We start from the raw sequence: 2,786 nt of genomic DNA on the forward strand, positions 1-2,786 counted from the left end.
TTCCATATTATAATAGAAGAAACACGATATTTTTTGTTTGTTTGAACGTTTTTGTTTGTTTAGTTTTCAAAGAACAATCTATCATGTCAGAAGCGACATTTATCATTATATCAAATCTCAATTAGTATGTCAATATAATAATATAACTTTTTTGTTTTCACTTTTAACTATTAAAACCGCCGTTAAAAGCAACTTAGCTATCATAACATCTCCAATTTACAAATGCAACAGAAAGTTTTTCTCTTTTAAGGAAAATTCACTTCCTTAAAACTATTTCTTAAGATAACAATATCTTATCTTTTTAAATAAACAACCAAAACCCTGGCCACTTTCAGTCTTCAACAAATATCATGGCCTAATAGGCACTGGAAATAGGGTAGGATTTAAGCGTATACTAGTTTAAGTAAATATAAATATATAAAATCTAAATCTATGAATCTGATTGCTTTCTATCTGGAGATGATTATCATATGAGAATTGTAACAAAAGTTAAAAATGAAGAACTAGAAATTATAAAAATCTATATAAGCCTGGGATTTACGCTCACTGTAGAAATATTCACAGTTCCAGAGGGCTACAAAAGCTTAGCGAATAATTCCTTCCCTCAACACGATGAATTATTAGGAACTGGAGTGCATGAAAATAAAAAAGAGAGTGTAAAACTAGCCATCAAAGATTTACGGGAATTGATGGAAGCGTTCGAGGAATAATACTCCCAACCATAGTATAAAAACCATGCTGGTAAAAAGCAGCATGGTTTTTATATCTTTATCGCTCGGCGACTGGCACCTGAATTAAGAAAGCACCTTTTCATAGCTAAGCAGCAGAAATAATGCTTCAGGAAGTTTCAATGTCCTCAGCGATGGTTCCCACAACCTCCAAGAACCGTCCTCGGGTCTTTATGAACTGACAAATTTCCCCCTTTTCTCCCAAGTATCCTAACTAATCAAACGTTTGATTGAGATAGCTGGAAGTACTGAAATAAAAGAAATTCCCTTACAACTCTTGCATGTAGATTGTCGAGATGCGTTTGAACATTCCGCAGGAAATAACCCACCTTTCTACAAAAACAGATCAGTTTCTCCCAAACCTCCATGATTCTATGAAAATCACGGCTTTTTGATACTATCCAAACGTTTGATTAAAAGCAGCCTCAGACCGCTCCATTACTAGATTTAGTACTCCAAATGCCTGTGAAGAATGTCGAAAACTGTCCTCAACATGACACTTTTAAAAAGGAACCAGGATTCGTGCCTATACCTATTACTGCGGCGGTATAAGTCACCAAAATTAGGTAGGAAATATCTTATGCTTAAATGAATTCCTAATTTTTATCCAGCAAATGTCGTAAATTTTATTAAATATGTAGTAAGTGTCTGTAATTATGTTGTAAGTATCCGTAATTATGTATTTAGTTCCTAACTGTAGGAATTTTATCTCTATTAGACGCAGAAAAACCACCTTTAAAAAATAAAATCTTTTTTAAAAGGTGGTTTTTATAAAAAAGGAACAAGCGAACCGTCCCTTCGGTTTAAAAAAATGGCTCCGCAGGTAGGACTCGAACCTACGACCGATCGGTTAACAGCCGATAGCTCTACCACTGAGCTACTGCGGAATAATAAAATATAAATTAGTATAGTGGGCCTAAATGGACTCGAACCATCGACCTCACGCTTATCAGGCGTGCGCTCTAACCAGCTGAGCTATAGGCCCAATTTGGAGCGGGTGAAGAGAATCGAACTCTCATCATCAGCTTGGAAGGCTGAGGTTTTACCACTAAACTACACCCGCATTAAAAATTTGGAGGCAACACCCGGATTTGAACCGGGGATAAAGGTTTTGCAGACCTCTGCCTTACCACTTGGCTATGCTGCCTAACTACTATGGTGGAGGGGGACGGATTCGAACCGCCGAACCCTGAGGGAGCGGATTTACAGTCCGCCGCGTTTAGCCACTTCGCTACCCCTCCATATAAGACTAATAGTGTTCTAAATTTAACGATGGCTCAGGACGGAATCGAACCGCCGACACAAGGATTTTCAGTCCTTTGCTCTACCGACTGAGCTACTGAGCCGTAATTAGGATGATTTCCTAAACCTAATTCTGCACGTCCTTTGCTCGAAAGAACTCATGTACTTTCTCGCAGATTGCCGCAGATGTTTTTCAGTGATGTACGCAATCTGCTCTACTGACTGAGCTACTGAGCCTAGAATATATATTTTTCTAAAAAAAAAAAAATCTATAATAACAGTAGTTAACCTACTGGGATAAAAATGGCGGTCCGGACGGGACTCGAACCCGCGACCTCCTGCGTGACAGGCAGGCATTCTAACCAACTGAACTACCGGACCATATTGCGGGGACAGGATTTGAACCTGCGACCTTCGGGTTATGAGCCCGACGAGCTACCAGACTGCTCCACCCCGCGACAATAGAAATTATAAAGTTTTTTCCATGCTCAATGTTCCATGGACTGTATCAATCTCAGAAAGCATATGCAAGCAGCAGCTCGATTGATACAACTCGCAGATTATTCATGAAGCAATGCTCGTTGCTCCACCCCGCGACAATAGAAATTATTTATTTTAATAAAAAATATGGAGGAGGAAGAGGGATTCGAACCCCCGCGCGGTATGACCCGCCTGTCGGTTTTCAAGACCGATCCCTTCAGCCAAACTTGGGTATTCCTCCGAATAAGTGGAGCCTAGCGGGATCGAACCGCTGACCTCCTGCGTGCAAAGCAGGCGCTCTCCCAGCTGAGCTAAGGCCCCATAAAGTTATAAGTA

1 protein-coding gene and 10 tRNA genes are annotated in these 2,786 nt (G+C 39.8%); 1 reads left to right on the top strand and 10 read right to left on the bottom strand.

From position 1 onward, the window contains the following. Positions 1–470 precede the first annotated feature (470 nt). Positions 471–710, top strand: coding sequence for a hypothetical protein (locus ACSU6B_RS28980; protein WP_410889928.1), 240 nt, complete (start codon positions 471–473; stop codon positions 708–710). An 830-nt stretch (positions 711–1,540) separates the two neighbouring features. Here the strand turns inward: ACSU6B_RS28980 and ACSU6B_RS28985 are convergent. The 10 genes from ACSU6B_RS28985 to ACSU6B_RS29030 all read right to left on the bottom strand — a co-directional run bounded on the left by ACSU6B_RS28985 (position 1,541) and on the right by ACSU6B_RS29030 (position 2,771). Beyond that, positions 1,541–1,615, bottom strand: a tRNA-Asn gene (locus ACSU6B_RS28985). 24 nt (positions 1,616–1,639) lie between these two features. After that, a tRNA-Ile gene (locus ACSU6B_RS28990) sits at positions 1,640–1,713 on the bottom strand. Positions 1,714–1,717: 4 nt separating this feature from the next. Further along, positions 1,718–1,791: transfer RNA gene (locus ACSU6B_RS28995), tRNA-Gly, on the bottom strand. Positions 1,792–1,801: 10 nt separating this feature from the next. Further along, positions 1,802–1,875 (bottom strand) — tRNA-Cys (locus ACSU6B_RS29000). 9 nt (positions 1,876–1,884) lie between these two features. Continuing rightward, a tRNA-Tyr gene (locus ACSU6B_RS29005) sits at positions 1,885–1,969 on the bottom strand. Between the two features lie 32 nt (positions 1,970–2,001). Next, positions 2,002–2,074 (bottom strand) — tRNA-Phe (locus ACSU6B_RS29010). 200 nt (positions 2,075–2,274) lie between these two features. Next, a tRNA-Asp gene (locus ACSU6B_RS29015) sits at positions 2,275–2,351 on the bottom strand. Positions 2,352–2,354: 3 nt separating this feature from the next. Further along, positions 2,355–2,428: transfer RNA gene (locus tag ACSU6B_RS29020), tRNA-Met, on the bottom strand. Positions 2,429–2,598: 170 nt separating this feature from the next. Next, a tRNA-Ser gene (locus ACSU6B_RS29025) sits at positions 2,599–2,691 on the bottom strand. Positions 2,692–2,698: 7 nt separating this feature from the next. Further along, positions 2,699–2,771, bottom strand: a tRNA-Ala gene (locus tag ACSU6B_RS29030). Positions 2,772–2,786: the final 15 nt, after the last annotated feature.

Origin of the sequence: Neobacillus sp. C211, assembly GCF_051842875.1 — a bacterium.
Taxonomy (GTDB): domain Bacteria; phylum Bacillota; class Bacilli; order Bacillales; family Cytobacillaceae; genus Neobacillus.

Bases quoted from the DNA above. Each gene is read 5' to 3' on its own strand.
- ACSU6B_RS28980 (WP_410889928.1), top strand. From the start codon at position 471: ATGAGAATTGTAACAAAAGTTAAAAATGAAGAACTAGAAATTATAAAA.